This is a genomic window from Microbacterium sp. NPDC076911, from assembly GCF_040687125.1.
Classification (GTDB): Bacteria; Actinomycetota; Actinomycetes; order Actinomycetales; family Microbacteriaceae; genus Microbacterium.
The window spans coordinates 1-22,025 of the sequence record NZ_JBFBMP010000001.1 but is presented as its reverse complement, the minus strand read 5'-3'; the positions used below and the strand labels follow the sequence as shown (position 1 = coordinate 22,025).

23 protein-coding genes are annotated in these 22,025 nt (G+C 61.8%); 10 read left to right on the top strand and 13 right to left on the bottom strand.

All coding sequences use genetic code 11. The features are described 5' to 3' along the window. Positions 1-19: 19 nt before the first annotated feature. The 4 genes from AB0O81_RS00115 (at position 20) to AB0O81_RS00100 (ending at position 4,464) form a co-directional block, all read left to right on the top strand. Positions 20-961 carry an NADP-dependent oxidoreductase gene (locus tag AB0O81_RS00115; RefSeq protein WP_363580017.1) on the top strand — a complete coding sequence of 314 codons (942 nt, stop codon included), beginning with the start codon at positions 20-22 and terminating at the stop codon, positions 959-961. 93 nt (positions 962-1,054) lie between these two features. After that, positions 1,055-2,371, top strand: coding sequence for a potassium transporter TrkG (locus AB0O81_RS00110; RefSeq protein ID WP_363580840.1), 1,317 nt, complete (start codon positions 1,055-1,057; stop codon positions 2,369-2,371). After that, positions 2,364-3,062 carry a TrkA family potassium uptake protein gene (locus AB0O81_RS00105; protein ID WP_363580015.1) on the top strand — a complete coding sequence of 233 codons (699 nt, stop codon included), beginning with the start codon at positions 2,364-2,366 and terminating at the stop codon, positions 3,060-3,062. Before AB0O81_RS00110 ends, AB0O81_RS00105 begins: the two co-directional genes overlap by 8 nt. 64 nt (positions 3,063-3,126) lie before the next feature. Continuing rightward, positions 3,127-4,464: a PLP-dependent transferase gene (locus AB0O81_RS00100; RefSeq protein WP_363580013.1), complete on the top strand. Its 1,338-nt coding sequence runs from the start codon at positions 3,127-3,129 to the stop codon at positions 4,462-4,464. Between the two features lie 9 nt (positions 4,465-4,473). Here the strand turns inward: AB0O81_RS00100 and AB0O81_RS00095 are convergent, their stop codons facing one another. Next, the gene (locus AB0O81_RS00095; protein WP_363580011.1) at positions 4,474-5,802 is read right to left on the bottom strand and encodes a M20/M25/M40 family metallo-hydrolase; all 1,329 of its coding nucleotides are present in this window, start codon (positions 5,800-5,802) and stop codon (positions 4,474-4,476) included. 70 nt (positions 5,803-5,872) lie between these two features. Between AB0O81_RS00095 and AB0O81_RS00090 the strand changes: the two genes are divergently transcribed. Both AB0O81_RS00090 and AB0O81_RS00085 read left to right on the top strand, forming a co-directional pair. Continuing rightward, on the top strand, positions 5,873-6,871 hold the full coding sequence (locus AB0O81_RS00090; protein ID WP_363580009.1) for a Gfo/Idh/MocA family oxidoreductase: 999 nt from the start codon (positions 5,873-5,875) through the stop codon (positions 6,869-6,871). Beyond that, positions 6,871-7,734: an NYN domain-containing protein gene (locus AB0O81_RS00085; RefSeq protein ID WP_363580007.1), complete on the top strand. Its 864-nt coding sequence runs from the start codon at positions 6,871-6,873 to the stop codon at positions 7,732-7,734. Before AB0O81_RS00090 ends, AB0O81_RS00085 begins: the two co-directional genes overlap by 1 nt. Here the strand turns inward: AB0O81_RS00085 and AB0O81_RS00080 are convergent. The 4 genes from AB0O81_RS00080 to AB0O81_RS00065 are packed head-to-tail and all read right to left on the bottom strand — an operon-like array spanning position 7,731 to position 10,341. Continuing rightward, the gene (locus AB0O81_RS00080; RefSeq protein WP_363580838.1) at positions 7,731-8,129 is read right to left on the bottom strand and encodes a hypothetical protein; all 399 of its coding nucleotides are present in this window, start codon (positions 8,127-8,129) and stop codon (positions 7,731-7,733) included. The genes AB0O81_RS00085 and AB0O81_RS00080 overlap by 4 nt on opposite strands. 10 nt (positions 8,130-8,139) lie before the next feature. Further along, positions 8,140-8,973: a GntR family transcriptional regulator gene (locus tag AB0O81_RS00075; RefSeq protein WP_363580005.1), complete on the bottom strand. Its 834-nt coding sequence runs from the start codon at positions 8,971-8,973 to the stop codon at positions 8,140-8,142. A 1-nt stretch (position 8,974) separates the two neighbouring features. Continuing rightward, positions 8,975-9,379: a D-ribose pyranase gene (gene rbsD, locus AB0O81_RS00070; protein ID WP_363580003.1), complete on the bottom strand. Its 405-nt coding sequence runs from the start codon at positions 9,377-9,379 to the stop codon at positions 8,975-8,977. Further along, positions 9,376-10,341: a ribokinase gene (locus tag AB0O81_RS00065; RefSeq protein WP_363580001.1), complete on the bottom strand. Its 966-nt coding sequence runs from the start codon at positions 10,339-10,341 to the stop codon at positions 9,376-9,378. Before AB0O81_RS00065 ends, rbsD begins: the two co-directional genes overlap by 4 nt. Before the next feature lie 91 nt (positions 10,342-10,432). On the opposite strand from AB0O81_RS00065, the gene AB0O81_RS00060 reads away from it, so the two are divergent. Beyond that, positions 10,433-11,092 (top strand): transaldolase family protein, encoded by a 660-nt coding sequence (locus tag AB0O81_RS00060; protein ID WP_363579999.1) that lies wholly within the window; start codon positions 10,433-10,435, stop codon positions 11,090-11,092. A 53-nt stretch (positions 11,093-11,145) separates the two neighbouring features. Here AB0O81_RS00060 and AB0O81_RS00055 read toward each other — a convergent pair whose 3' ends face one another. Further along, the gene (locus tag AB0O81_RS00055) at positions 11,146-12,015 is read right to left on the bottom strand and encodes a sugar phosphate isomerase/epimerase (RefSeq protein ID WP_363579997.1); all 870 of its coding nucleotides are present in this window, start codon (positions 12,013-12,015) and stop codon (positions 11,146-11,148) included. A 210-nt stretch (positions 12,016-12,225) separates the two neighbouring features. Here AB0O81_RS00055 and AB0O81_RS00050 point away from each other — a divergent pair, with 210 nt between their 5' ends. From AB0O81_RS00050 to AB0O81_RS00040, 3 genes are all read left to right on the top strand, one after another. Then, complete coding sequence (locus AB0O81_RS00050) at positions 12,226-13,731, top strand: sugar ABC transporter ATP-binding protein (protein ID WP_363579995.1); 1,506 nt, start codon at positions 12,226-12,228, stop codon at positions 13,729-13,731. Beyond that, positions 13,728-14,759 (top strand): ABC transporter permease, encoded by a 1,032-nt coding sequence (locus AB0O81_RS00045; protein ID WP_363579993.1) that lies wholly within the window; start codon positions 13,728-13,730, stop codon positions 14,757-14,759. The genes AB0O81_RS00050 and AB0O81_RS00045 overlap by 4 nt, the downstream gene beginning before the upstream one ends. A 147-nt stretch (positions 14,760-14,906) precedes the next feature. Then, positions 14,907-15,899, top strand: coding sequence for an ABC transporter substrate-binding protein (locus tag AB0O81_RS00040; protein WP_363579991.1), 993 nt, complete (start codon positions 14,907-14,909; stop codon positions 15,897-15,899). Positions 15,900-15,992: 93 nt separating this feature from the next. On the opposite strand, the gene AB0O81_RS00035 is transcribed toward AB0O81_RS00040, so the two are convergent. From AB0O81_RS00035 to AB0O81_RS00005, 7 genes are all read right to left on the bottom strand, one after another. Further along, the gene (locus tag AB0O81_RS00035) at positions 15,993-16,943 is read right to left on the bottom strand and encodes an aryldialkylphosphatase (protein WP_363579989.1); all 951 of its coding nucleotides are present in this window, start codon (positions 16,941-16,943) and stop codon (positions 15,993-15,995) included. A 28-nt stretch (positions 16,944-16,971) separates the two neighbouring features. Further along, positions 16,972-17,901 carry a shikimate dehydrogenase gene (locus tag AB0O81_RS00030; protein ID WP_363579987.1) on the bottom strand — a complete coding sequence of 310 codons (930 nt, stop codon included), beginning with the start codon at positions 17,899-17,901 and terminating at the stop codon, positions 16,972-16,974. Continuing rightward, a complete protein-coding gene (gene eda, locus AB0O81_RS00025) occupies positions 17,898-18,572 on the bottom strand; it encodes a bifunctional 4-hydroxy-2-oxoglutarate aldolase/2-dehydro-3-deoxy-phosphogluconate aldolase (protein WP_363579985.1) in 675 nt (224 codons plus the stop codon). Before eda ends, AB0O81_RS00030 begins: the two co-directional genes overlap by 4 nt. A 35-nt stretch (positions 18,573-18,607) precedes the next feature. Further along, positions 18,608-19,564 (bottom strand): phosphoglycerate dehydrogenase, encoded by a 957-nt coding sequence (locus AB0O81_RS00020; RefSeq protein ID WP_363579983.1) that lies wholly within the window; start codon positions 19,562-19,564, stop codon positions 18,608-18,610. Beyond that, positions 19,564-21,054, bottom strand: a complete 1,491-nt coding sequence (gene xylB, locus AB0O81_RS00015; RefSeq protein WP_363579981.1) for a xylulokinase — start codon at positions 21,052-21,054, stop codon at positions 19,564-19,566. Before xylB ends, AB0O81_RS00020 begins: the two co-directional genes overlap by 1 nt. A 5-nt stretch (positions 21,055-21,059) precedes the next feature. Beyond that, complete coding sequence (locus tag AB0O81_RS00010; protein ID WP_363579979.1) at positions 21,060-21,638, bottom strand: glucose-6-phosphate isomerase family protein; 579 nt, start codon at positions 21,636-21,638, stop codon at positions 21,060-21,062. 192 nt (positions 21,639-21,830) lie between these two features. After that, on the bottom strand, positions 21,831-22,025 hold a 195-nt coding region (locus tag AB0O81_RS00005; protein ID WP_363579977.1), incomplete at its 5' end, for a hypothetical protein.

The following is a 22,025-nucleotide window of genomic DNA, read 5'->3' as shown; positions in this document are numbered from 1 at the left end:
CGAACGGATTGGATCTCACATGGCCGAAGCGATTGTCTACAGAGAGTTCGGTGGGCCCGAAGTTCTCGAGCTAGCCCACGTTCCCGAAGCGCAAGCGGCGCCGGGCGAGCTCGTGATCCGGGTAGAAGCGGTTGGCGTCAACCCGATCGATTGGAAACTTCGTTCGGCGCTGCGTCCCTCGCCGCCAATCACCGAGCCACGCCGCATCGGTGGTGACGGAGCTGGAGTGATCACGGCCGTAGGAGAAGGCGTCATCGGCTTTCGGGTCGGTGATCCGGTGGCGTTCTTCGGGGCGACCGGGGCGTATGCGTCGTCGGTGAACATTCCAGCTTCGCAGGTGCACCCTCGCCCCGCGGGCGTGAGCGCGGCCCAGGGTGCCGCGCTTGGGATTCCTGCGGGCACCGCCTATCAAGCGCTCCGCTCGCTTGCCGTCGGTGAGTCAGACACCCTGCTCGTACACGGGGGTTCGGGCGCGGTTGGTCAGGCGATCATCCAGTTCGCAACGCTCGCTTGCGCTCGCGTGATCGCGACCTCCTCTTCTCGGCGCTTTGATCGCGTGCGGGCGCTGGGTGCGGTTGCCGTCGAGTACGGCGATGGCCTGGCAGAACGTGTTCGCGCGGTCGCGCCTGATGGCGTCACCGCCGCCATCGACGCCGCCGGTACCGATGAAGCGATTGCTGTTTCGCTCGAGCTCGTGAGCGAGCGCAACCGCATTGCGACGATCGTCAGAGGTCGGGATGCTGCCGGATTCGGCATCCGCGCATTTCAAGGCGGTGCGCCCGATCCGTTGTCTGCGGCGGAACTCCGCTGGCGCGAAGAGGCCTTCCCCGTAGCGCTCGCACTGATGGCGGCGGGCCGATTCTCGGTGGAACTTGGGCCCTCGTTCGCGCTCGCCGACGCCGCCGAAGCCCATCGCGTACTCGAGTCCGGTGTGCAGGGAAAGATCGTGCTCCTTCCCTAGCAGCCGCGGGAGTATGCTTCATCGGTGATTAACCGTCGTCCGCCGACGGTTGCGTCGAACCGACGCCTCGCCAGGCGGTTGTTGCACTACAAGATGCATCCCGCGCAGGCCGTCGTCGTAGGCTTCGCTGGGGCGATTGCTGTCGGAACAGCGTTGTTGCTGTTGCCGTTCGCGAAAGACGGACCTGGTAGCGCTGGGTTCGTCGAGGCGCTGTTCACCGCCACCAGCGCGGTTTGTGTAACGGGCCTTACCGTCGTGGACACACCTGTGTACTGGACGGTATTCGGCCAGGTCGTGATCATGCTGCTCATCCAGCTCGGCGGTCTGGGAATCATGATCTTCGCGTCGCTCATCGGCGCCATTCTCGCCAGGAAGATGACCGTGCGCTCACGGCTGAACACGGCCGCAGAGGCTAAATCCCTCGGACTCGACGATGTGCGCGGGCTCGTACGACGAATCGTAACCATCTCGCTTGCAATTGAAGCGGTCACCTTTGTCTTTCTGTTTGCTCGGCTGCTACTGGGTTACGGGTACGACGTCGGCCTTGCTGCTTGGTTCGCACTCTTCCATTCGGTGTCGGCATTCAACAACGCAGGTTTCGCTCTCTATAGCGACAACTTGATGAATTTCGTCGCTGACCCGTTCATCTGCTTGCCCATTTGCGCCGCAATCATTCTGGGAGGCCTAGGTTTTCCGGTTCTCATGCAGCTGCGCAGGCAGTTTGGCAACCGCCTTCACTGGTCGATGAACACCAACCTCGTGCTGTCAGCGACCTTGGTGTTGCTCGCTGCGGGCACCGTCTACATCACCGCTATTGAATGGAACAACCCGAGCACGTTGGGAGGCCTCGACCCGTGGGCTCGAGTTCTGGCCGGATTCTTTCACTCTGTGCAAACCCGAACAGCGGGGTTCAACTCGGTCGATATCGGCGCGATGCATGACGAAACGTGGCTGGGGATGGATGTGCTGATGTTTATCGGCGGCGGTCCTGCCGGGACCGCCGGCGGCATCAAGGTGACGACTTTCGCCGTGCTCTTCTTCATCATGGTGACCGAGCTTCGCGGCGAGGCGGCCGTGAACATCTTCGGCAAGAGACTCTCCCGCGCCGTGCACCGACAGGCCATCACCGTGGTACTGATCGCTGTCGCTGCCGTGGTCAGCGGTACCACGCTGATCATGCTCCTGACGGGTGAAAGCCTCGACCATTCTCTGTTCGAAACGGTGTCTGCTTTTGGCACGGTCGGCCTCTCCACAGGGATCACTGCTTCACTGTCCCCTCCGGGCCAACTGGTACTCGTCGCTCTCATGTTCCTGGGGCGACTAGGACCGCTGACTCTCGGTTCAGCGATCGCCCTGCGAGACCGCCGCATCCTCTACGAACTCCCCAAGGAAAGGCCCGCAATTGGCTAGGTTTCCACTATTCGGCTCGCCGGAACGATCACGGCGCATTGCCGAGGCCGATTCAGTCGCCGTCATCGGGCTGGGTCGGTTCGGCCACGCACTTGCGGTCGAATTGATGAACTCAGGCACCGAGGTACTCGGCATCGATATTGACAGCGACCATGTGCAATCCCTCAACGGCGAGCTCACGCAAGTCGTACGTGCTGACTCAACAAAGCGCGAGGTGCTCCACCAACTGGCGATCGACGAGTTCGACCGGGTAGTCGTGTGCATTGGCGACAATGTCTCAGCATCCATCTTGACCTGCTCGGTGTTACTGAGCATGAACATCCCGATCATTTGGGCAAAAGCCGTTGATGACGATCACGGCCTGATTCTTGAGCAACTCGGGGTACACAAAGTGATCTACCCCGAAAAGGACATGGGGCGAAGGGTCGCGCACCTCGTGCGTGGCGCAGCACTCGACTTCATAGAGATTGCCCCGGGCTACGCGATGGTCAAGGCACCCGTCCCTTCATCGATCCAGCAGGTACCGCTGGGCGAGACAGGTCTGCGCAAAATGTATGGCGTGACCATCGCGGCTTTCCAACACGATGAGGTGTGGAGCAACGCCGACAACCAAACGCTGCTGCACGCTGGCGACACCATTTTGGTGGTTGGCAAGACTCGGGATGCAGAAAGCTTCGCCCAGCTGCTTTGATGCGCGCCGCAATAGTTCGACACACATCGGGCACGATTGACGGCCTCGCCGACACAATGGAGACATGTCCGAGACTACGCGCGGCTTCGCCACGACTCAGGTGCAGGCCGGGTACGTCCCCAGCGCGGCTGAGAACACTGCGATTGTGCCGATTCACCAATCGAACGCGTTCGAGTTCTCCTCGCTGAGCCAAGCGCGGGACTTGTTCGCGCTCAAGCGCGACGGAAACATCTACAGTCGCACCGCTAACCCCACGGTTCAGGTGTTCGAACGTCGCGTGGCAGAACTCGAAGATGGCATCGCCGCAGCGGGCGTCGCTTCGGGCCAGGCTGCTGTTGCCGTTGCATTGCTCGCTCTCGCCAAGAGCGGCGAGCACATCGTGGCCGCTCGCCAGCTCTACGGCGGCACCGTCGATCTGCTGCAAGACACCTTCGCCGACTGGGGAGTCTCAGTCACCTTCGTCGACCAAGATGAGCCCGAGGAGTGGCGGGCAGCTGTTCGCCCGGAGACACGAGCGTTCTTTGCCGAGTCGATCACGAATCCGATCGCACAGGTGCTCGATGTTCGCGCGGTGTCCGACATCGCGCATGGCGCAGGTGTGCCACTGGTGATTGACAACACCGTGGCCACGCCGTATCTGCAACGGGCGAAAGATGTGGGCGCCGACATCGTCGTTCACTCGGCAACGAAATTCCTTGGCGGGCACGGCACATCGCTCGGCGGCATCGTCGTTGACCTCGGCACGTACGACTTCAGCACAAACCCGGCGCGCTGGCCGCAGCTCAACGAGCCCTACGCACGAGTGCATGGCGCCAGCCTGGTGGAACGTTTCGGCGCGACCGGCTCACCGTACATCACGCTCGTGAAGACGAAGTACGTGCACGATCTCGGCCCGTCGCTCTCGGCCTTCAACGCGTTCCAGTTGCTGCAGGGCATTGAAACACTCGATCTGCGGATGGCCCGGCACACGACAAGTGCGCTCGAAGTGGCTCGATACCTTGATGCACACCCCTCGGTTGCGCGCGTGCACCATCCGGGTCTGGAAAGCAGCCCCTGGCACCACAACGCGATCCAGTACCTGCCACGCGGAACCGGAGCGGTATTCTCGTTTGACCTGCACACGACCGGCGATATCGAAGCAGACTTCGCCCTCGTCGAAGCCTTCATTGCTCAGCTACACGTCGTTCATCTGGTTGCCAACATCGGCGACGCCCGCAGCCTCACCGCTCACCCTGCATCGATGACGCACAGCCATCTCTCCGCAGAGCAGTTGCGCGAAGCGCGCATCTGCTGGACCACGGTGCGACTATCGATCGGGCTCGAAGATCCGTCAGACATTGTCGACGACCTCGCGCAGGCGCTGGCGTCGCTGCCGATTCACGAAGGCGCAACAGCCAGGTAGGACAGCGTTCTAGCTCGCCTCGATGAGCGAGCGGTAGAACCCGATCCCCCGCAGCCATACGTCCACCCGGATGCGCTCATTGTGGGAGTGCAACGCGTCGCGCTCGGCGCGCGTGAGGTGGAACGGCGTGAAGCGGTAGACATGGTCGCTAATGGCAGTAAACCATCGGCTGTCGCTCGCACCCAACTGCAGGTACGGGGTGGTGACAATCTCGTCTCCGAGCGATGCTGCGACTGCCGTAGAGATGCGCCGCCACGCCTCACCGCGCCATGGCGAGACCGGCGAAGGGTCGGAGCCATGACGAACCACTACATCCACCTTCGGATCGTTGATGACACGACGAACCCGCTCCGTTGCGCTGGCCACGCTGTCGCCCGTGAGCAACCGAATATTCACCGAGGCCCGTGCTGATGTAGCCAGAACATTCTCACCTGGCGCGCCGCTGAGTTCGGTCGCCACTGCCGTGGTGCGTACGATCGCGTTCATCTCAGGACCGAACCGCGAGAATGCCGCAGCCACGAGCGGTCCGGTGACACCGAGGCTGCCGAACAAACCCCGCAGCGGCTGCGGAGCGTGAGGGGCCAGAGTTGTGAGCATCGCTCGTACGGGGCTGGCAAGCCTGGTAGGAAAAGGACGACGGCGCAGTCGGTCAATCGCCCGAGCCAGGCGCGCTGTTGCGGGCATTGCTGGTGGCGTAGAAGCATGACCACCACCCTCGCTGGCGGTCAACAGCACGGTCATCACGCCACGCTCAGCGACGCCCACCATCGCGGTCGGCACCGTCACCCCAGGCACGACATCTTGGACGACAGCTCCGCCTTCATCCAGAACCAGCGCGGGGCGAACCCCGCGGTCACGCAATTCGGCAACGAGCGCCTGCGCGCCGCTTCCCGCGATCTCCTCGTTATGCCCGAAAGCCAAATAGATATCGCGCTGCGGCACATAGCCTTCTGCGCAGAGCTGTTCGACAGCCTCGAAGATCGCGACGAGAGAGCCCTTGTCGTCGATCGTGCCGCGGCCGTGAATCTCAGCCTGGGCACCCTCTCCGATGATCTCGGCTCCGAATGGCGCATGAGTCCATTCGGATTCGACGACCGGCACGACGTCGATGTGAGCCATGAGCACGAGCGGGTCGACGCTCGTGGCGCCGGGCCATCGGTAGAGAAGAGAGTGGGAGTCGACCACCTCACGCGTGAGATTCTCGTGAGTTGCCGGATAGAGGCGCTCAAGCGCGGCCTCGAACTCGCTGAATCGCGCCCAATCCGTCAGATTCTCGTCTGCGTGCGAGACGGTCGGAATACGAAGAAGTTCACGAAATCGATCAACAGAAGTAGCCACCAGACGAGCCTATCGGCGCAGTCTGAGCGTTTTCTCGCGCCACCGCCGCCGTGCTCGCTACGCTCAGAGCATGACTCAACTTGCTGCATCCGAACTCCGCTGGGGCATTCTCGCTACCGGCGGTATCGCTCACCTCTTCACAAGCGATCTGCGCACCGCGGGTCGCACGGTCACCGCGGTCGGCTCACGGCGCTCAGAAGCAGCACACGAGTTCGCCCAGAAGTACGACATCCCGCACGCACACGCTTCCTACGAAGCACTCGTTGCCGACCCTGATGTGGACATCATCTACGTGGCCACCCCGCATCCCATGCACAAAGAGGTCGCCATCATGGCGCTTCGCGCCGGGAAGCACGTGCTCGTCGAAAAGCCGTTCATGCTGAACGCGGCAGAGGCTGAAGAGGTGCGCGACGTGGCCGCCGAGCAGGGTCTGCTCGCGATGGAAGCCATGTGGACGCGATACCTGCCGCATATGGTCCGCATCCGCGAGATCATCGCGGCGGGCACGCTGGGAGAGATCCGCGCGGTGACGGCAGACCACACCCAGAAGATTTCGTCAGACCCGGACCACCGCTTGAACTCACTCGAACTTGGGGGTGGAGCATTGCTTGATCTCGGCATCTACCCCATCTCATTCGCATGGGACGTACTTGGTGAGCCGGTAGGGATTGTCGCTGCTGCTCGGATCGGAGAAACGGGCGCAGACGTAGAGGTCGCGACGATCATGACGCATGCGAACGGTGCAATATCCACGTCAATCTCGGCGTCGCAGTCAGCTGGGCCGAACACCGCTCACGTCATTGGCACCGAAGCGCGTATCGAGATCGACCGTGTCTGGTACAACGCCGTGTCGTTCCGCGTCATTGCACCAGACGGCGTGATCCTCGAGGAGTACAGTTCCGATATTGAAGGGCGGGGAATGCAGTATCAGGCCCTGGCAGCCGAGCGCATCATCGCCGCCGGCAAAACCGACAGCGATGTACTGTCGATCGACGAAACGGTCGCGATCATGGAGACGCTTGACGAGGTTCGCGAACTCATCGGCGTGCGGTACCCCGGAGAACACTGATGCCCGTCGCCCAAGATCCTCGTGTCGCGGTCTACCTCGACTTCGACAACATCGTCATGAGCTGGTATGACCGCGTTCACGGTCGGAATGCATACTCCCGCGACCGCCAGAAGATCGCGGCAAACCCTGAAGATCCCGAAATCTCAGAGCGCCTCACCTCTGCGATGATCGACGTCGGCGCGGTCATCGACTATGCCGCATCGTTCGGCACGCTCGTACTCACCCGTGCCTACGCCGATTGGTCTTCTCCGGTGAACGCGATCTACCGCTCGCAACTGGTAGCCCGTGCCGTCGATCTGGTGCAGCTGTTTCCCGCAGCGGCCTATGCGAAAAACGGCGCAGACATTCGGCTGGCAGTCGACACCGTTGAAGATATGTTCCGGCTGCCCGACCTGACACACGTGGTGATTGTCGCTGGTGACTCTGATTATGTTCCGCTCGCACAGCGTTGCAAACGACTGGGCAGATTCGTTGTCGGCGTCGGCGTCGCAGGCTCTACAGCGAAGTCGCTCGCCGCTGCGTGCGACCAGTTCGACTCGTACGATGCGTTGCCCGGTGTCGCTCAGCCCGACGAAGGCAAGAAGGATGCTGCGCCGACGCGCTCGCGCCGCAAAAAAGCTGCTGCTGACCCCTCAGCAGACTTGCTGCAGCGTGCATTACGGCTGGAAAGCGACAAAGAGGGCGCCGAATGGCAGCACGCTTCGGCAGTGAAGAGCCTCATCAAACGGCTCGACCCAGCGTTCAGTGAGAAGGCTCTGGGCCACAAGAGCTTCACCGACTTCGTGAAAGCACACCCTAAGATCGCCGAAATGGATGAGTCAGGCAACATCGTGTTGATCCGGCTCATCTCTGAAACCAATTAGCGAGCGCCCTCGCCGCTCCGAGTGCTCCACAGCGCCCATACGATCAGCGGCGCCTGCAGAAGAAGTCGAATGAAGCGCGAGCGGTCGGTACGCATGAGGGGTGCTGATCGACCGGTGCGCCACTGGTGCACGTTGCCCGGCAACACCGCTACGAAGAACGCCGCCACAATCACGCCGACCCGGGTGCGATCCGCAGGCAGAACCATCAGCGCCGTGCCGAGCATGATCTCGGCTGCTCCGGACGAGACGACAATCATGTCTTTGTCGGTGCGCAATGCCGTCACCGCCCAATCCGGAACGGTGATACGGTAGCCGCGCCGGCCCCAGGTCAGATGCGAAAGTCCCGCCGCGACGAGCAACGCCGCCAGCAACCAACGAGCACCAGTTTTCACCACGTCAGGCACGTCACGTTGCTGCGCGCGAGGTACCGGCTCGAGATGCTGAGCCCTCGCTGGTGATATGAAGCAACGAAGCACGCGATTCATCGGCACGCAGCTCGAACTCGAAACGTGACCGATCACCGCGGTGGTAGGCGACAAAGAACTCGATCGGTTGGTTCTCACCGTCCCAACTGGTGCTGCGAAGCCGCAATAGCGCGGATCCCGCCGACACACCCAAGAGATTCGCTTGATCGTGTGACGCGACCGTAGCTTCGGCAGATCGCGTTCCGTGCGTAGCTACCACACCGTGCTCTCTCAACTCGCGATAGAGCGAGCCATGAGACATGTCGACCCCCAGGGTGAGCTCGCCTACCCTCTTTGGCATCCACGTCGTAGACAGTGACCAGGGCTCTTCCTCGACGAAACGCAACCGCTCCAGGACCACAGCTTCATCACCGACATCGATGTCGAGCGCCTCCGCAACTTCCGCGTCGGCCGCCTCGACTTCATGGCGCAGAACTTCGCTGTACACGTGGCCGCCACGGCGCTCGACATCGTCGTAGAGCCCGACGAGAGTGTGCACGAGAGCCTCGCTCGTCTTGGGACGAGCGATGAACGTCCCTTTGCCCTTCACTCGTTCCAGCACGCCCTCGTGTTCGAGTTGCGCCAGCGCTTGTCTAACGACGGTGCGCGAGATTCCATACTGCTCGCACAGGTGGTGCTCGCCTGGAAGCTGATCACCGGGTAGCAACTCTTCGCGACCGATGCCCTCGATGATCAGATGACGCAGCTGGTCGTACATTGGCGCTGCCGACTGCCGGTCAATGCTTGCAGCGGCGAGGTAATCAGCGGTTGCCATGTCAGTAGGCCACACCGGCGTGGAGGATGACGTTCGCGAACGGCGTGAACTCCCCCGAGCGCACGAAGGCACGTGCGGAATGAGTGCGCTTCTTGAATTCCTCGTGGGGGATCAACTCGATTTCAAAATCGGCAGCCGCGAAACGTTCACGCAGAGCCACAAGCACCTCGGGGCTGCGTTCGGCCACCTCCGCTGAAACTGTGGCACCCTCAACGACCAGCTCGGCGAGAACTGTATCGAGCACATCGAAGAAGGGTGGGGATCCCGGACGATAGGCCAGATCGATTCGCTCTGCACCCGCGGGAATCGGCAGACCAGCGTCGGTGACGACGATCAGATCGGTGTGGCCAGTTTCGCTGATCACGCGGGAGAGCGCGGGGTTGATCGTGGTGTGGGTGCTTCTCATGATGCGGCAGCCTCCGTGTCGATGCGCTCCGCGAGAAAGTCATCGACCTGCTGCTTGCTGGGCAAGCTCGGCGATGCACCGCGCACTGTCACGGCGAGCGCGCCCGCTGCGCTTGCGCGCTGAATCGCTGTGGAAACGGACGAGCCCTGTGCCAATGCTGCTCCCAGATAGCCCGCGAATGCGTCCCCCGCCGCGGTGGTGTCAACGGGGGTCACCAAGAAAGGCGTAAAGGTCTGGGTGCCGTCAGCGTCGACTAAAACGGCCCCGGCGCCCGCAAGAGTGATGAGGGCTGCTTTCGCTCCTCGCTCAAGAAACCAGCGCCCGGCGGTTTCGGCTGATTCGAGATCAGTCACCTGCTGCCCGGTAAGAATCGACGCCTCCGTCTCGTTCGGCGTGACGAGATCGATCAGGCTCCAGATATCGTCAGGGAGCTCCACCGCGGGAGCGGGGTCAAGAACCACAGTCATATCTTTGGCTCGCGCCGTGCGGATCGCGTGCATCGCCAACGGCACCGGAATCTCGAGCTGGGTCAGCAGCACATTCGCCGTGGGTGCGAGATCGTCCAGCGCTGCATCCACTTGTTCGACACTGAGCGCCGAATTGGCCAGCGGCACCATGACAATGTCGTTCTGAGCAGAAGAATCCACCCTGATATGTGCAATCCCGGTCGGCCCGGGCACAGCGCGCACGTGGGTGATATCGACGCCCGCGGCCGTCAGCCCATCGATAATCATGTCGTGAAAGAGGTCACTCCCCACGCAGGCCACGAAACTGGCATGCGCACCAGCAAGCCCAGCGGCAAGCACCTGGTTCGCCCCTTTGCCGCCAAGAACCAGCGTGAAATCCTCGCCGTGGATCGTCTCGCCCCGCGCAGGAAGTCGCTGTGAGAATGTGGTCAGGTCCGCGGTGACGCTTCCGACGACTACAACGCCGTTGCGATTTGCGGTTTGCGTGGTGACCATGTGACCTCCGGGTCTTTGACTTCTCTGTCTACCTGTCATTACATTAGCCGAGCCCGACCTGTAACGACGGGTCCAAAGAAAGGTGGCCGCAATGATTGCCGCTCCCCGCCTATACGTAGACAGCGCCGATCTCGATCAGGTGCGCGATCTTCTCGCAGATTCGCTCGTGCACGGTGTGACCACAAATCCGACGATCCTGGAGCGATGCGGCCGTACTGTAGCCGAGATTCCCGACCTTTATGCACGCTGGGTCGAACAGGGCGCGCAAGAGGTGTTCTTTCAAACTTGGGGTGAGGATGCCGCCGCGATGCTGCGCAACGCGGACAAGATTGTCGGCCTCGGCGACAAGGTCGCGGTGAAAGTTCCCGCGACGCGCGCCGGGTTCACCGCATCACGGGAACTGGTGGCGAGTGGCGCGACTGTCTTGGTCACTGCGGTCTATTCCGTCGCGCAGGCTCTTGCCGCCAGCGCCTATGGCGCGCGCTACATTGCGCCGTACTTGGGCAGGCTGCGTGATAGCGGCCGCGACGGCTCTGCGCTGATCGCTGAAATGCAGGCGGTGTGCGCGGGTTCGCACACCGACGTGCTGGCAGCGAGTCTGCGCTCTCCCGCTGACCTCGTTGAGCTCCGCCACCATGGCGTCTCTTACTTCACTGCGGCGCCGGAGGTCATCGAAGCAATGCTCTCCGACGAGATCAGCAGCTCTTCAGCAGCTGAGTTCGAAGCGGCCATCGCACGCATCTCTTCCTAGGGGGCGTGCAAGGTACCGCGTGCACTCACGGCCCACGCGGTACCCAGTACGCATCAGTGGAGTGCGACCGTGCTGACTGCGTGCAGTCCGTCACGGATAAAGCGGTTTGCGTGTGCGGCCAGGTCATCGGAGTCCTGCCACAGGTTTCGCCAAATGCCGAGCGTATTGCTTAGTTCGGCGCTCACAACCGCCGACGAAAATGACTCGAACACGACAGGCCCGTCATAGCCAACACGATCGAGAGCACGAAAGAACGATGGAAAATCGACGCTTCCGGTGCCAAGGTACCCGCGGTGGCTCTCGCCGATGTGAACGTATCCGAGCCGATCACCGGCATCCAGCACCGGTTGCCACAGATCCGACTCTTCGATGTTCATGTGGTAGGTATCGAGGTGCAGCGAGACGTTCTCGGAGCCAACCCCATCCAGGTAGCGGAGCCCCCCGCGGCCGGTGTTGAAGACGTTCGACTCATAGCGATTCACGACCTCAAGCGACAGTCGGATCCCGCGATCCTGAGCCTTCGCGGCCAGGCGGGCAATAGCTTCCTGACTGTTTGCCACGCCCTTCGCGCTGGCGGGTGCCATGAACTTGCGCATGGCCGAATAGATGACACCACACAGCACCTCGCCGCCCATCGCGGCCACGTGGTCGAGGCAAACCTCCAGCATCTCCTCGCCCGCTGCCACGGCAGCCGGGTCTTCACTGGACAGGTCTGTGGCGTCGGTCAACCCGAGCGAAGCGGTAACCGCCAGATCGTTGTCACGCAACATCTGCCCAGCGAGTACAGAATCGAACTGGTTAGGATCCATCAACGGAATCTCGATCAGATCGAATCCCGCGGACTTCGTTCCCTCAATGGAAGTTCGCAAACCGACCTCGTCGAAACTGCCGGAAAAAACAAGTGCGTGCGCGCCGATGAGCATAATTCTCCTTGTTGAGCACGACCTTCGTGCGCCATCTGTAACCAAGATGTTATTACAGCTCTTCCATCTGGCGCCGAGGTTAGATACATTTAGGTACAACTTGCGCAGCGTTGCTGAATGCGAAACCATTGGTAGGATGTCTAAGGCCGTTACCCGCCCTAGGGAAATGGCACCCGTCTTCTACAAGACCTTCAACGAAGAGGTGACCGAGTGACCGACCCCATCCTCAAAGTGCACGGGATCAGCAAAGGCTTCCCCGGCGTGCAAGCGCTGAAGGACGTTGACCTTGAAGTGCACTCAGGCGAAGTGCTCGTGCTTGTGGGCGAGAATGGCGCCGGCAAGTCGACGCTGATGAAGATCCTCTCGGGGATCTACACAAAAGACGAAGGCACCATCACCTTCGAGGGCTCTGAAGTTGAGCTCACCAGCCCCCTGCAGGCGCAGCACCTCGGCATCACGATCATTCATCAAGAAATGAACATGATGCCCGACCTCACGGTCGCGCAGAACATCTACGTCGGCCGCGAGCCGACGGTTGGCCCGTTCCTGTCGGAGAAGAAGCTCAACAAGAAAGCTGCTGAGCTTCTGACAGCACTGGACATCGGTCTTGATCCTCGGCAGCTCGTGAGTGAGCTCACCGTGGCAAAACAGCAGATGGTCGAGATCGCCAAGGCGCTATCGTTCGACGCCAAGGTGCTCATCATGGACGAGCCCACCTCCGCTCTGACCGACAGCGAAACCGAGACACTGTTCGAGCTCATTGAGCAGCTCAAGGCACGTGGCACCGGCATCGTCTACATCTCCCACCGAATGGACGAGTTGCGGCGGCTCGCCGACCGCGTGTCGGTGCTTCGAGATGGCGCATACATCGGATCTCTCGAAAAGAGTGAGATTTCCGTTCCCAAGATCATCGAAATGATGGTCGGCCGCAAAATCGACGAAGGCGCACGACCGACCGCACGCGAGCACGCCGACGACCCCATCGTGCTCGATGTCGACGGACTCAGCACCAAAAGCCTGCTCAAAGACGTCAGCTTCCAGTTGCACCGCGGTGAGATTCTCGGCTTCGCTGGGCTTATGGGAGCCGGGCGCACTGAGACCGCACGAGCGATTATCGGCGCCGACCCGCGCGAGGGCGGAACGATCTCGGTGGCCGGCAAGGCAGTGCGCATCAAGCAGCCTGCCGACGCAGTGAAGCTTGGAATCGGCTACCTCAGCGAAGATCGCAAGCTACTGGGCCTGATGCTCGAGCAAGACGTCACGTTCAACACCGTTCTCGCTTCACTTGGCACGTATGCCAACAGCATCGGCTGGATGCAAGACGGCAAAGCGAAGTCGCAAGCCAAGGAATACGTGCGTACATTGCGCGTAAAGACGCCGTCCGTCAACCAGGTCGTCAAGTTGCTGTCCGGAGGCAACCAGCAGAAGGTTGTCATCGCGAAGTGGCTACTGCGCGACTGCGATGTTCTCATCTTCGATGAGCCCACACGTGGCATCGACATCGGTGCCAAAGAAGAGATCTACCGCCTGATGCGAGAGCTCGCGGCGGCAGGAAAGTCCATCATCGTCATTTCATCGGAGCTCCCCGAAATCCTCCGCGTCGCCAATCGCATTGTCGTGATGGCGAACGGTCAGATCACTGGGGTGCTGCGCAACGAAGAAGCCAGCCAGGAGAAGATCATGCAGTATGCAGCACACGCGGAGGTAGACGAATGACCACCCCCACAACGCCCGGCCCCACGACGACGACCGTCATCCAAACCGCGGTAGAAGAAAAGGGCAGCGGCGGCTTTGGCGCCTTTCTAAAGCGCCAAGCGCAGCAATCGCTCGCCTTCGGGACGCTCATCGTTCTCGTCGTGTTCTTCTCGGTGTTCGGAAACAACTTCTTCACCTGGAGCAACATCTCGGGCATCCTGCTCGCAACCGCCGTTATCGGCATCCTTGCGCTGGGAACGACCTTCGTGATCATCACAGGCGGGATTGACCTGTCCATCGGAACCGGTATGACGCTTGCCGCGGTCATGACGGGTGTGTTCATCGCGAACATGGGACTGCCGGTGTGGATCGGCGTGCTCGGTGGCATCGGCACCGGTGTGCTGATGGGACTCGTCAACGGCGTGAACGTGACGTTCCTGCGACTGCCGCCGTTCATCGCAACGCTCGCGATGATGATGATCGCCCAGGGCCTCGCCCTTGTGATCTCGGGCGTTCGCCCGATCTACTTCTCGAGCGCTGCGCCGAACTTCAAAGAAATCGCGCTCGGCACCTTGATCCCGGGCCTGCCCAATGCGGTGCTCATCACAATCGTGCTGGCCGTCATCGCCTACTTGGTCTTGAACAAGACTCTCCTCGGTCGATACACCTTCGCGATCGGTTCGAACGAAGAAGCCACGCGACTTTCCGGTGTCAACACGCGACGGTGGAAGATCTTGATCTACATGTTCGCTGGTGCTTTCACAGGTGTCGCCGGCGTGGTCCTCGCCGCACGTTTGGACTCGGCTCAGCCGCAGCTCGGCGTCGGATACGAACTGCAGGCAATCGCCGCGGTGATCATCGGCGGCACCTCGCTGCTCGGCGGTCGCGGCTCGATTCTCGGCACCGTCATCGGTGCCTTGATCATGAGCGTTCTCATCAACGGCCTGCGCATCATGTCGATTCAGACGGAATGGCAGAACGTCGTCGTCGGCGTCGTGATTCTGATCGCCGTGTTCTTTGACTCGTTGCGCAACCGCTCTTCGACATAACCCAAGACTTGGTCGGTGGTGCCCGTGCCCGCTACCGACCAATCGACCTCCGGGTCGAGCTCGCGGATCACATCCGCTAGGCACAACACCGAAAATGTCCGCACCACTCCGGCCACAAGGCTGGACCATACAAACAATGGAGTTTCCATGAAGTACGGCAGAAAAGCTGGGATTGTGGCAACCGCCGCCGTCGCGGCACTCGTTTTCGCTGGCTGCTCAAGCGACACCAGCGACACAGCAACCGATAGCAGCGGCACCACCGACGAAGAGATGTACATCGCTCTCGTCTCAAAGGGCTTCCAGCACCAGTTCTGGCAAGCCGTGAAGCAGGGTGCAGAAGAGAAGGCTGACGAGCTCGGCATCACGATCACCTTCGAAGGCCCCGCCTCTGAGACCGAGGTCGACGCGCAGCTGCAGATGTTGCAGACGGCGATCGACAAGGACCCGGCAGCCATTGGCTACGCCGCGCTCGACCCCGAGGCATGCGTTCCTCTCTACGAGAACGCGGAAGCCGCTGGCATCCCGATCGCACAGTTCGACGCCCCCTGCAACAGCGACTACGGCTCGAGCCTGTCAGCCACCGACAGCATGGTCGCCGGCGCCCTGGCCGCAGACCACATGGCGGAACTGATCGGCGGTTCGGGCGAGGTCGCGATTGTCGGTCACTCACAGATCAACTCGACCGGAATCGAGCGTCGCGATGGCTTCGTCGAGCGCATCGAATCGGAGTACCCCGACATCGAGATCGTCGACATCCAGTACGGTGAAGGCGACCACCTGAAGTCAGCTGACATCGCGAAGGCTATGATCGCCGCCAACCCCAACCTGGCTGGTCTCTACGGCACCAACGAAGGTTCGGCCATCGGCATCGTGAACGCTGCCAACGAGCTGGGCCTCGAGCCCGGCGAGCTGACCATCATTGGATTCGACTCGGGTGCAGCCCAGATCAACGCGATCAAGGATGGCACGATGGCAGGCGCGATCACGCAGGACCCGATCGGAATTGGCAAGTCGGTTGTTGAGGCCGCCTACAACCTCGCCAACGGCGAGGCCGTCGAGGACTTCTACGACACTGGCTCGTACTGGTACGACGCCAACAACATCGACGACCCTGAGATCGCTGCAGTTCTCTACGACTGATCTCTAGCCAGTTGAAAAGGGCGCCATCCACTTTGTGGGTGGCGCCCTTCACGTTGGGTGCAGGCGTGGAGAAAACCTTCTCAGCGAACGCTCTCAGCGCTGGATATCGAGAAGTCGCGCCGTGTTTTCCACCAGCATCCGTTCCACCAGCGCACTGCCGATCAGACTTCGCAGACGCGGCAGGTACCGCTCCCCCAAGTAGCCGAGACCTGGCATTCCGCCGTAAGAGACGTAGCGGCTGCGGCGCGCCACGTCTCCGCCGAGAACGATGCGATCACCGGCGCCAGCGTCAACGACGGCCGCCGTGAGGTCAAGCAGTTCGGCGTCACCACGGGTGCGTGGGCGAGCGAACCCGTCATAACCCAAATACGCGCCACGTGCCGCCAAGTCAACGTGCAAGCCAGGATCGGGATCCCGATCCGCGTGTGCCAGCACCACACGGTGCGCGGGGGTCCCCGCACGCTCGAGGATGTCGAGCACCTCGTGCGCTGCCGTGCAGAACTCTAGGTGCACCATGACAGCGACACCGGTGCGCGCGGATGCGCCCGCAACTGCCTCAAGCGTCTGTCGTTCGAATGTCGAGATGCTCCAGTAGTCGACGCCTGCTTTGAGCATGCCGGCGCGCACCGGGGCCGCCTCGGGCATCGGTGCGGAGCTGCTGTTCTGCTGCCCATCAACGACCGGCATCGATTGTTCGATGTCGTCCACGAACCTCGCTAGTAGCGCGCCGTCATCCCACGTCCGCACCCAGTGACCAGGAGCATAGTGAGCCTCACGGTGGCGCCCAGTAGTTGCCACGACATGGATGCCCGTGTGCTGACTGATGCGCGCTATCGCCGCGGGGCGCCGCCCCAGACCAATCGGTGTGGCGTCGACCATCGCATCGAATCCGCTTGCCCGCAACAACGCGGCTTCCGCTTGTGATGCGCCTTCGTCGTCGAGTTCGTCCCCGGGCAACAGCGGAGAAACCTGAAAGAGGTGCTCGTGGTAGTTCGTCGCCCCAAGGCCATCGGCGGGTATGTCGCCCAGCACTGTGCGGATCATGGTGTCCCCTTCGTCACGCCCTGCGAGCCTACTGTCGCGCGAACTCCGCGGCGTCCGCCAACTGCTCGACGATCGCCGCAGTCAGCTCAAGATCGAATACGTCGGCCACCACCTGCGACCAACCGTGAATGAAGTAGCGCCACCCGTCAACCACGTGCAGACCGCGCTCATCGGCCTGAGCGCGAGCTTGGTGCAAGAACTCCAGAGTGCCGCGATAGTTGAACTCCCAGACGTACGCGTCCAGAGGAAACACGGCGTCATCGGGCAACGGCGAGCCCGGGCGGTCTTTACCGAGTCCTGTCGCGTTGACGACGAGCGAGCCCTGCGGCATGTCCGCCAGCACCGCTGCCGTGGCTTGAGCTGAATCCACCAGCACATACTCGATCAGATCGTCGGGGGTGCGATGCTGACGATGCACCTGTCGAAGGTGATCAAGGCTCTCTTGGTTTGGAGCGGTCACTACGACACGAGACGGGCGGTCCGCTCGCTCGGCGAGTGCCCAGCTCAGCGCCGTGCCCGAACCACCAGCCCCGAGGATGAGAACCTCGGCGTGAGAACGAGAGAAGTAATCTTCGGGAAGGAAGTCATCAAGCGCGAGAGCGACGGTAATCGGATCTTTGGCCCGGCCGATGAGCGCATCACCTCGTTTTGACACGCTCGAGATTTCGGCGCACGACACTGCGAACGGGTCAAGCTCGTCAAAGAGGTCGGATGCAGCGGCAAACATATTCATCTTGTGCGTCGTGATCAGCGCGCCACGGTGGTGCGGGTCGTCGCGGATCTGCTCAAGAAGAGCGATGTAGCTGTCAGGGGTCGCGTCCATCGGCAGATCGTGGCCTACGAGCGTGCGGGTGGGCAGGCCCAATACATCCGCCCAGCGCGGAAACACCTGCATGATCGATGACGAACCGGTACTGACTCCTACGAAGCCCATGTAGCCAAAAGATGTCTCAGTCACGATGCACTCCCCTCTGCCTTCGCGGCCTGAAGAGCCGTGGCGAAGAGCCGCGCGCGACGCTCGATCTCAGCGAAATCGCCGGTGGCGAGCGCTTTACCGGGCACCAAGTCGCCCCCGGCTCCGACGGCCACTGCGCCCGCTGCAAACCATGCCCCAAGATTTTCGGGGGTGACTCCGCCGGTGGGCATCAGATTCGCCGTGGGAAACGGCCCTCGCAGTGCGCCAAGATATGCCGGACCGCCAAGCGAAGCTGGAAAGATTTTGACGACGTCGACACCCAGCTGCTGCGCCGTCATCACTTCGCTCGGGGTCAGTGCGCCGGTCATCGTGACAACCCCGGTCGCACGCATCTCTCCCGCCAACTCCGCCAGCGTGCCCGGGCTGACCAAAAAGGCAGCTCCTGCATCCGCTGCTTCGCGGGCTTGCGCGCCGGTCGTCACGGTGCCCGCGCCAACGTACGCGGACTCACCGTGCCTGTCTTTTGCAGCCGCAATCACCGCCGCCGCGTCAGGCGTCGAGTAGGTCACCTCGATTCCCGTGATTCCACCGCGGACTAATGCGTCGATCGCATCGAGCGCAGCTTCGGAACTCGGCGCCCGTAGCACCGCGAGGACTCCAGCGCTACGCGCTGCAGAAAGGCGGTCGCCCGTCTGGTCGGAGAGAGAAGTCATTGGTTTGTCCTTTTCGTCGAGCGCGGTACGTGCCATCAGCGCACTGCGTTGACAGGGTGCGAAGGCACCTCGCCCGCCAGTACTGCAAAGGCGTTGTCGAGGGCCATCGAACCCATGTTGTCTACCGCTTGAGTTGTCTGCGCTGCGAGGTGCGGTGTCACGACCACACTGCCGGAGATGTCTGCTGCCAGCAGCGGGCTGTCGCCACCCGCGGTATCGCCATTCAGCACATCAGCCGCGTAGCCCGCGAGTGCCCCCTCGCGCAGCGCATGTGCCACGGCGGCTTCATCAACGAGATCAGCACGGGCGGTGTTCACGATGAGCGCGCCAGGGCGCAACCACGCGAGCCGATCGGCCGTGACAAGCACTTGTCCACCGGGAGCGTGCAGCGTGATGACGTCTGCACCTTGAAAGAGCTCTTCCACAGAGGCTGGCGTCGCACCGAGCTCGGCAATCCGTGCTTCCGGCATGTACGGGTCAAATGCCAACACGGTAGAACCGAAGCCACCAAGTCGACGGGCAACGCCTTGCCCGATCCTGCCGAATCCGAGAATGCCAACTCTCAGTGCACCGAGCTCACGCCCGCGACGCACCGACCAGTCACCTTGACGCACACGTCGGTCGCCGTCCACGATGCCGCGCAGCGAGGCAAGCATCAAACCGATCGCGTGGTCTGCGACCGCCTCGCTATTCGCACCCGGAGTGTTCGTCACTGCGATACCTCGACGCGTCGCGGCATCCACATCCACCGCTTCGGTGCCTACGCCATAGCGCGCGATCACTTTCAGCCGTGGCGACACATCAAGGTGCCGTGCTGTTACAGGGCCCGTTCCCGCTACCCAGGCGTCTGCCGTCTCAAGAAGCGGCGCGAGCGCAGCGAGATCGTGGTGAGAGGGCCCGCGCACAATCTCATGACCCGCCTCGGCGCTGCGCCTCATAAGGTCGACATCGCCGTCGCTGAATGAGCGGCTAGTCACCAGAATCGTGGCCATCAGGATTCTCCTTTCGCGAACCATGGCGCAAGCGCCGTGTACGCACTGTCGAATCGCGCCGCGCGCGAAGAATAGATGGAATGTCGCTCTGGGACGGGTGCGAACTCAGCGGTCACCTCGCTGAGCGAACGCGCGGCCGAGAAGTCAGTGAGCCCCAGTCCGACTGCGGCGGTCACGGCAGCCCCCAAGCTGTTCGCCTCTTCACCGACCGTGCGGCGTCGCACGGGCACACCCCACACGTCGGCGAGAATCTGCAGCCAAACGTCACTCTGTGCGCCTCCTCCGACCGCGTCAACGCGGTCTATCGACGCGCCCGCGTCGCGAAACGCGTCCATACACAGCCGCAGGTTGAAGGCAACGCCTTCGAGCACTGCGCGCATGAGGTGTGAGCGCGTGTGGTGGCGCCCGATGCCTACGAACGCGCCGCGCGCGTCAGGATCCCAGTGCGGGGAGCGTTCGCCGAGAAGATAGGGAAGAAAGTAGAGTCCTTCGGTGTCGAGATCATCGCCGGCTTCTGCTGTAAGTCGCCCAGTTTCGGGACGTGAAGGATCGGGCGAGAGCGCCTCCGCGATCCACTGCACCGACGCACCGCCTGCCTGCATGGTGGCCGTGGGAACGTAGCTTCCTGGCACCACATTGTCGAAGGTGAAAGTGCGCATTTTCGGGTCACGCAGCGGAGCTTCACTCACGAATGAGATCCACGATGAAGTTCCCAGGCATACGTAAGCACCATCCGAAGGAGCGACGATGCCGGAGCCTACGGCGGCCATCGGACCATCTCCTCCCCCCATCACGACACGTACCTCGCGTGCAAGTCCAAGTGCGTTCGCTGCGTCGCCCGTGAGCGATCCGACGATCGTCACCGAGTCAACGATCTCGGGAAAGAGATTGGCGTCAAGTCGTGCTGCCGCGAGCACCTCGGAGGACCACGTACCTGCTAGCTGGTCGTATGCGTTGGTGCCTGATGCATCCGAGCGGTCGGTCGCGAGCCTGCCCGTCAGCCGCATCACGATGTAATCCTTCGCCACGCAGAATTTGCGCACGCGAGACCACACCTCCGGCTCGTGATCACGCACCCACATGATCTTCTCGATCGAGTAGGTCTCGTTGAGTCTGTGACCGAGCAGGTCGTAGGCGTGAGCCTCCCCCACGGCTGCAGCCAACTCACGAACTTGAGCCCCCGAACGGGTGTCAGCCCAGATGATCGCCGGGCGCACAGGGGCTCCCGCACCGTCAAGCAGCACGGTGCCCATCATCTGCCCACCGACCACCAGCCCGGTGACCGATTGCGCATCGACGGCGGCCTTAACCAGCAGCTGTCTGGTCGCCGAAACTACCGCCTGCCACCAGTCCTCAGGGTTCTGCTCGGCAATGCCACCAGCGGCAAAATGCGCAGGATAGCCGACGGTCACCGACGCCACCAGGCGCCCGTCATCCCGGTGCAGCGAGGCTTTGTTGCCTGTGGTGCCCAGATCGTGTGCGATCAGCATGGAGCTCAGCCCGCGTACGGACGCAGATCAACGCTTCCACTCGCATCGCGGTACGCGCGTGAGCCCATCCCGTAAGTGAGCACCCAGCCATAATCGTGGCCCGCGCCGCCAGGGTAGACAGCGAGGAATGCGTAGGGCTCATCTCCAGTATTGACCGAGCGGTGAGCCCAGCCCGGCGGAATGTAGCCGATCGTTCCGGGTTCCATGTCGAGCCATTCGACGCGTTCACCGTCGAACATGAGAAGTCCACCGCGGCCCTTTAGGGCGAGGTAGATCTCACCCTGATGGTCAGGATGCTGATGTCCCTTGGTCATCCAGAGCTCGCCCGAGGTCGCCCCGGGAAAGATCGTCGTGATCGACTGCGGCAGCTCGCGGTTGATCTCTGGTACAGGTGAACTGGTCACCGTGTACACAACGGGATTCTCGCCAGCTGCAGACTCCGCCCACGCACTCTGGTCGAGGAACAATCCCTCGAGATCAGACATGCGGCGAGTCAGCGTGGGGCCTTCGGGCGATAGCGTCAAGCGCTCTGCATCAAAAGCAATCGCGAAAGGCGAAACTGGGGGTGTCAGATATTCGGGCACAATTCTCCTCGACGACGTCGTCTCGCTGGTTAAGCCTGTAATTACACACAATCATACATGTAATTACAAGTGAGATCTAGGCGCTGGAGTATTGCTGGTGTCGTGCAGCGGTCAGGAAACGACAAACATTGCGATGGCGTGCGACCAAGTCAGAGAAATCAGAGTGGTCAAGACCGCTCAGGCGCCAGAGCGTCAGTCTTCTTGCTCGTCGACGACAGAAGTTGTAGGCACTTCGTCTTCGAGATCATCAGCGTCGATGATGTCGAGGGCGCTCGTGGCAATACTCACCAGTTCGATGGTTTCGTGGTGGTGGGTGTTGTGGTGTTGGTTGAGTGCGTGTTGGGCTTGTTGGGCGTGGTGGGCCCATTTTTGGGTGTGGGTGGTTTG

What these genes read in the sequence shown, in the direction of transcription:
- AB0O81_RS00115 (WP_363580017.1), top strand. Translation starts at nt 20, where the DNA reads ATGGCCGAAGCGATTGTCTACAGAGAGTTCGGTGGGCCCGAAGTTCTC.
- AB0O81_RS00110 (WP_363580840.1), top strand. Translation starts at nt 1,055, where the DNA reads ATGCATCCCGCGCAGGCCGTCGTCGTAGGCTTCGCTGGGGCGATTGCT.
- AB0O81_RS00100 (WP_363580013.1), top strand. Translation starts at nt 3,127, where the DNA reads ATGTCCGAGACTACGCGCGGCTTCGCCACGACTCAGGTGCAGGCCGGG.
- AB0O81_RS00090 (WP_363580009.1), top strand. Translation starts at nt 5,873, where the DNA reads ATGACTCAACTTGCTGCATCCGAACTCCGCTGGGGCATTCTCGCTACC.
- AB0O81_RS00085 (WP_363580007.1), top strand. Translation starts at nt 6,871, where the DNA reads ATGCCCGTCGCCCAAGATCCTCGTGTCGCGGTCTACCTCGACTTCGAC.
- AB0O81_RS00075 (WP_363580005.1), bottom strand. Translation starts at nt 8,973, where the DNA reads ATGGCAACCGCTGATTACCTCGCCGCTGCAAGCATTGACCGGCAGTCG.
- rbsD (WP_363580003.1), bottom strand. Translation starts at nt 9,379, where the DNA reads ATGAGAAGCACCCACACCACGATCAACCCCGCGCTCTCCCGCGTGATC.
- AB0O81_RS00065 (WP_363580001.1), bottom strand. Translation starts at nt 10,341, where the DNA reads ATGGTCACCACGCAAACCGCAAATCGCAACGGCGTTGTAGTCGTCGGA.
- AB0O81_RS00060 (WP_363579999.1), top strand. Translation starts at nt 10,433, where the DNA reads ATGATTGCCGCTCCCCGCCTATACGTAGACAGCGCCGATCTCGATCAG.
- AB0O81_RS00055 (WP_363579997.1), bottom strand. Translation starts at nt 12,015, where the DNA reads ATGCTCATCGGCGCGCACGCACTTGTTTTTTCCGGCAGTTTCGACGAG.
- AB0O81_RS00045 (WP_363579993.1), top strand. Translation starts at nt 13,728, where the DNA reads ATGACCACCCCCACAACGCCCGGCCCCACGACGACGACCGTCATCCAA.
- AB0O81_RS00040 (WP_363579991.1), top strand. Translation starts at nt 14,907, where the DNA reads ATGAAGTACGGCAGAAAAGCTGGGATTGTGGCAACCGCCGCCGTCGCG.
- AB0O81_RS00035 (WP_363579989.1), bottom strand. Translation starts at nt 16,943, where the DNA reads ATGATCCGCACAGTGCTGGGCGACATACCCGCCGATGGCCTTGGGGCG.
- eda (WP_363579985.1), bottom strand. Translation starts at nt 18,572, where the DNA reads ATGACTTCTCTCTCCGACCAGACGGGCGACCGCCTTTCTGCAGCGCGT.
- AB0O81_RS00020 (WP_363579983.1), bottom strand. Translation starts at nt 19,564, where the DNA reads ATGGCCACGATTCTGGTGACTAGCCGCTCATTCAGCGACGGCGATGTC.
- xylB (WP_363579981.1), bottom strand. Translation starts at nt 21,054, where the DNA reads ATGCTGATCGCACACGATCTGGGCACCACAGGCAACAAAGCCTCGCTG.